This window comes from Viridibacillus sp. NPDC096237 (assembly GCF_050278625.1).
GTDB lineage: Bacteria > Bacillota > Bacilli > Bacillales_A > Planococcaceae > Viridibacillus.
Window position 1 is genome coordinate 1 of the sequence record NZ_JBNNTI010000087.1, and the last position, 5,644, is coordinate 5,644.

General features: G+C 31.4%; 6 protein-coding genes. 5 read left to right on the forward strand and 1 reads right to left on the reverse strand.

The genetic code is table 11. The annotated features are described in order from the left end of the window. The first annotated feature begins 428 nt into the window (after window positions 1-428). The 4 genes from ACQKMD_RS21525 to ACQKMD_RS21540 all read left to right on the forward strand — a co-directional run bounded on the left by ACQKMD_RS21525 (window position 429) and on the right by ACQKMD_RS21540 (window position 3,732). Window positions 429-932 (forward strand): ImmA/IrrE family metallo-endopeptidase, encoded by a 504-nt coding sequence (locus ACQKMD_RS21525; RefSeq protein ID WP_427754584.1) that lies wholly within the window; start codon window positions 429-431, stop codon window positions 930-932. A 332-nt stretch (window positions 933-1,264) separates the two neighbouring features. Further along, window positions 1,265-1,759 carry a hypothetical protein gene (locus tag ACQKMD_RS21530; protein ID WP_427754586.1) on the forward strand — a complete coding sequence of 165 codons (495 nt, stop codon included), beginning with the start codon at window positions 1,265-1,267 and terminating at the stop codon, window positions 1,757-1,759. Between the two features lie 85 nt (window positions 1,760-1,844). Further along, the gene (locus ACQKMD_RS21535) at window positions 1,845-2,924 is read left to right on the forward strand and encodes a hypothetical protein (RefSeq protein WP_427754587.1); all 1,080 of its coding nucleotides are present in this window, start codon (window positions 1,845-1,847) and stop codon (window positions 2,922-2,924) included. A gap of 124 nt (window positions 2,925-3,048) precedes the next feature. Beyond that, window positions 3,049-3,732: a DUF2642 domain-containing protein gene (locus ACQKMD_RS21540; RefSeq protein WP_427754588.1), complete on the forward strand. Its 684-nt coding sequence runs from the start codon at window positions 3,049-3,051 to the stop codon at window positions 3,730-3,732. Window positions 3,733-3,951: 219 nt separating this feature from the next. Here ACQKMD_RS21540 and ACQKMD_RS21545 read toward each other — a convergent pair whose 3' ends face one another. Then, complete coding sequence (locus ACQKMD_RS21545; protein ID WP_427754590.1) at window positions 3,952-5,025, reverse strand: CotH kinase family protein; 1,074 nt, start codon at window positions 5,023-5,025, stop codon at window positions 3,952-3,954. A 147-nt stretch (window positions 5,026-5,172) separates the two neighbouring features. On the opposite strand from ACQKMD_RS21545, the gene ACQKMD_RS21550 reads away from it, so the two are divergent. Next, the coding region (locus tag ACQKMD_RS21550) for a hypothetical protein (RefSeq protein ID WP_427754592.1) at window positions 5,173-5,644 on the forward strand (472 nt) is incomplete at its 3' end.

Here is a 5,644-nt window from a genome sequence, read left to right on the forward strand (position 1 = left end):
CTGATGTTTAGTGTGGTAACTTACATTTTACACGGAATCGTTATGGGCGTTTTCTATTTTGTCTTGGTGTTGCACTTAATATTACAATTCGTCTTATATATATCTGATTTGCAAACCATATAGCTAGTTAATAATTCTTATTCAATCTCAACTTATATTTATACAACATTTAACATTGGAATTTCTACACACCATTAGATATAAATAACCCCTTATCCATAAATTGATTTGTCTTCTTTTATTGACTTAACAAAACAATATTTAATATCCATTTAATTAACTTATTTAGTTTTTAAATAAAACAATGTAAACCTTTAAAATAAATTAAATTTTATCAGTGAGCAGATTTTACAAAAAACCACTTCCAATCTGTTACATTCTATTTTATACTTTAAAGAACACATGTTCTGTTTTTAAAGGAGAGATTTATGAGCACATATTACTACAGTCATCTTGAAGAATATGTTAGAATTTTTTATGAAAAATTAAATATTCTACAGCCGATTGATATTAACATGCTTCAAATCGCTAAAGAATTACATATTCAAATCTTTTATTGGCCCAATCCTAGTCAATCATTGTACTTTAGTCAAAGCGGTTATATTTTTTTAAATAATCAATTATCATCTCAACGGCATTGGCAGGATTTTTGTCATGAATTATGCCATGTTCTTTTTCATAGAGGAGATCAAATGAATCTTCCTTCCTTATTTCGTGAATATCAAGAATATAAAGCAAACAATTTTTCTTTACATACCGCTATTCCCACTTTTATGCTTGAACAAATTAAGTTACCTAATGATTTTTACCAAGCAGTTCTTATTATTCAAGATACTTTTAATGTTGAAGGAGATTTTGCGAAAAAAAGATTAGAAGGTTACTTAATGAAGTATTTCGATATTTCAAACACCTATTTAAAAAGCTATAACTAAATAAAATATCTATTAAGCTTCTCTTAAAAAGAAAATATAAGTAAAGTCTTAAAGCAGATAAAAATATTTTGTTATAAAAAGTATTTACAGTAAGCATAAAATAGTGTTGGCCATTAATCGCTACCTCCCTTTTAATATTCTAAGCCTTGCATACCAGATATACGATACAACACATTCTGAAACTGTTAATAAAACTAGACTTAACATATTTCATGCAAAAGAAATTATTCTGAAAACCAAACCTTTTTTCTCAAAATTGGGCTTATGACCATAACCCGTTATTTATTGCACATATAGATAGCAAGACAATGAAAAATAGGGGGAAAAAGTGGATGAATAAAGAAATAATGCATTCTTTATTGCATAAAGTCATTAAGGTCGATCGTGGGGGGCCTGAATCTCGTATTGGTTTTTTATTAGCTGTAGGAAATGATTATTTCACATTACTTACTGAATCAGATGGCGTTATCTATTACAGTACACAACACGTTAAAAGCATAACAATAGATGCAAAAGATGGCTTGAAGTTCGAACTAGAGGTTCCGGAAAACTTCGAATATATAACAGGGGCAGACTTTTTTAGTATTCTAAACAACTTAAAATATTACTGGATCAAAGTTAATCGTGGTGGACCAGAAATGCTTGAGGGTGTGCTTGATGAAGTTGGCGAAGATTATGTAATAATCATTTCAAACTTAGAAATCATCAGACTTTCAAAGTTCCATATCCGTAGCTTAAGCTATGGAGCTAAAGTTGAAAAAGTAAAGGAAGAAGAAAAAGAAAGTGATTCTTCAGCAAAGAAAAAAGAACATGATTCAGAAAGCTAACTCTACAAGAGAACATGCCTAACCGTTAGTATTTTAAGACTATTTTATTCGCGAGAAAAAGTAATCTATGAAAGGAGACCCCTATTTGAAAGAGGAGAGTTTTGGGCAATCAATAGGGGGGCTTAAAGGTGCTAAAATTGGTTTGTATCTAAATTGTAATCAATTTATAAAAGGCACTTTACTAGAAGTTAAACAAGACCACCTTGTTGTTGATGTGAATGACATTGTGCATTATTTTTCTCTTCACCAAATCCATGTACTTTCAAAAAACGCTACAGACATTCGAAATAACTCTAAAACGATTCCTTATTTTGACAGGGACCTTTTGACTGATGTATTAAAAGACTTAAAATACAGCTGGGTTACAATTAATAGTTTGAGTAAACAATTTTTTGTTGGATTACTAAGTAAAATCGCGGATGATCATATCATCTTAATAAGCAATGGAGAACAATTATATATTCAGAATTCATTTATATCAAATATATATAAAGGTAATTATAAAATTGAAGAAGTTGCTCAAATCCCCCTTATACAATCAGATGATGCAGCATCATTATCCACTATTGAAAAAGAAAAAGCGCATCCTCTTGAAGATAAAATTAGCGTACAGACAAATCATAGTAAAAAGACAAATGTGGATGATTTCCAAATAGATAATCCAGAATCCAGTCCAATGGTTAATTTTATACAAGAACCTAATGTTATAATTTCAAACAATAATTATTTATCAAAAGATGTAGATCAACCTCCTTCGCTGTACTCGGAGGTCGACTCTTCTATCGATTTAAATCAATCTTCTTTACTTAGCTCTAAGGTCAATTATACGAATACAGAAAAATTTTTGAATGTATTTCAAACGAGCAAAAAAAGAGTACCCATTACATTCAATACTATTTTTAATAATCAACTTTCAAATACTAAAGAATACATTCCAATTAATGATAAGAAATCAATAAGTGATAAACTAACACCATTTAAAAGAGATTTTGAAACCTTAGTCGAAAATGATTCTGCCAATGAAAAACTTGCTCAACTACCATCCGAAAAAACGAATTCAAAAGAAGCAAAAATAATTTTAGAAAAACAATACTTTGCTTTAATGAAACATGCTGAAAAGATGTATCATCAAATTAGAGATGAACGATTAAAAAATAATATTTAAACATAAGAGAGATACTTTGTGTAGTATTTATTTCCATTTTAGCGATAAACTAAATTCCCTAAATTATGTATAACATCTTTGGGTAATAGATTAAACTGCTATTTAATTAAATAGGAGGGTAAACTTGAATACTACATTTCAGGATTTTGATAACGAAATTGTGAAATTGGATTTATCAGGGAAAAATCATCACGTTGGTAATATCGTTGAATTCGGCAATGACTTGATTGTCCTATTTAATGGAACTGATTATATTTATATTCCCTTTGAGCATATTTTAAATTTATCTATAGCTATAGATAAAGATCATAAAGATGCAATTTCTGAGCCTTTAGAATCACCTAGTATTGCATCAAAAGCAAACAAAAATGATTTGACTCTAACAAACGTTCTTACACAAGCACAAGGAATGTTTGTCGAAATCTATGTAACAAATAACCAACCACTTCACGGTTATATCTCTCATATCATGGAAGACTATTTCGTATTCCATTCTCCAATCTATAAAACGATGATTATTGCAACAAAGCATTTGAAATGGCTGATTCCCTACTCCCATAATCAAAGACCTTTCGGATTAACTGACCATAATCTATCAGTTAAACCTTTTACTAAACCATTACTAAAGACAATAAAAGAACAAGTAGAAAAAATGCAAAATGAACTTGTGGTGTTTAACCTTGGTGAAAAGCTTCATCATGTAGGAAAAATAAAGAACTTTAACGGGCTAGTCGTTGAGATTGAAACAGCAAGGAATGTTTCTGTTTTTCTTAACCTACTTCATATTAAAACCATACACAGAGTGTAAAATATTTGTGACCATAGCTGATATCTTCTTGCTCCATATCTTTTGATTTTAAGAATTTAATTTTATTTCAATTTTAAAATGTACCCTATAAAAAATAGAATAACTACTAAATTAATTCTATTTTTTATAGGGTACTTATATTAATAATATGAGCTAAAAAATTTGATTATGAAAATTATGAAACCTAGAAATAATTTAGCTTCATAAACGGTAAATACTTTACTTTTTAATCAGTACATCTAACTTACTATCCAAATACATATTTCGTGCTCGAATAAATCGTAGGATATATTGTGGTTCGTCATCAAAGGTTGTTACCTTATTTTTTAAATTTGGATCCTTATAGATATAGGGTCGAATAGTATTATAGAGGTTGTCGATAAGAGGTTTCTGGAATTGTTCAGTGAATTGTGTGTGCAAAGCCTCTTGAAGAAACGCACCATACATAAGTCTAAATTTAGTGCAATCTAGTAATCTAGCTGTCAATGTATTATACCCTTCTATTGGGATATAATCATGATCAAGAGGCCTACCGTGTAAGTCTCTCCCCCACGTTCCATCATAATCCCATGGGGTGATTTCGATTAACTCGCTATCACTATTATGATACAGAGCATAATTGTGTATAAATCCATCGAAATTTTGAGTACAGACGACGCCTGTAAGCCACTTTAAATATTTTGGAACATCTAAAATATTTTCTATTTCTTCATCAAATTTCTCTTTTTGAAAAGTATTAATTCCAATAAGTAATCTTTTAAGAGCGCTATCACGCTGGAAGTCATACTTCTTTGTATAACCATCTTCTAATGTTAACTTTAACTTTTGATCAGGGGTATATAATGAAAAATTTGCATCGTCGTTCGTTGCGTAATAAATGGTTCCATCTGGTAAATTTCTATTGTGCAAGTAATGCTGATCAAACGACTCCAACTGCAAATACACCCCATGGCAAATATCATTAATATAAAGAAGAATATGAATAGATTGTGGCGCAAGGACACCAATACTTTCAAAAAAATCAAAAGAGAGCTTATTTCGCATTATAGAGGGATCGTTATACTCAGCATTTAAATGAATTTCATGCTGTCCTTCCATAAAATAAGGTTTATCAAATATAATATGATAGGATTTTTTTTTATGTTTTCGTAATTGGTTTCCTCGTAGGGCTATTTTAATTGAGAGTTTCCGATTGGCTGTTTTTAATTTTGCATCGACATAATTATGCTCCCAAATATCATGATGTATTCTTAAAAGTTCGTTTTCGGGTACTTCAATATAATACTTTTTCATTTAAATTTAATCCCTCCAATTTTTTATACACTTTGATTTATCGCAGCAAAAAAGAAAATATTGTATATTAAAGTAATCATTTTCCCCATTCCTTCTAACACTCCTTTGCATAGATTATATGGATGTCAAATGTTAGGAGAGATAAAAGTGAATAATAATTTACTTGAGGATGTAAAAAAACTTTCATCAATTGCAGAAACAAATGGTGTATTACAATATATGTCTAACAACCCGACAGATGAACCTGAAGAATTTGATTCAATCATAAATAGAGGGTCTCGTGGTAGAAAAGGGTCTCGCGGTAGCAGAGGATCTCGTGGTAGAAAAGGGTCTCGCGGTAGCAGAGGGTCTCGTGGTAGCAGAGGGTCTCGTGGTAGCAGAGGATCTCGCGGTAGCAAAGGATCTCGTGGTAGAAAAGGGTCTCGCGGTAGCAGAGGGTCTCGTGGTAGCAGAGGGTCTCGTGGTAGCAGAGGGTCTCGTGGTAGAAAAGGGTCTCGTGGTAGAAAAGGGTCTCGCGGTAGCAAAGGGTCTCGTGGTAGCAGAGGGTCTCGTGGTAGCAGAGGATCTCGTGGTAGAAAAGGGTCTCGTGGTAGAAAAGGGTCTCGCGGTAGCAGAGGGT

Bases quoted from the DNA above. Each gene is read 5' to 3' on its own strand.
- ACQKMD_RS21525 (WP_427754584.1), top strand. From the start codon at position 429: ATGAGCACATATTACTACAGTCATCTTGAAGAATATGTTAGAATTTTT.
- ACQKMD_RS21530 (WP_427754586.1), top strand. From the start codon at position 1,265: ATGAATAAAGAAATAATGCATTCTTTATTGCATAAAGTCATTAAGGTC.
- ACQKMD_RS21545 (WP_427754590.1), bottom strand. From the start codon at position 5,025: ATGAAAAAGTATTATATTGAAGTACCCGAAAACGAACTTTTAAGAATA.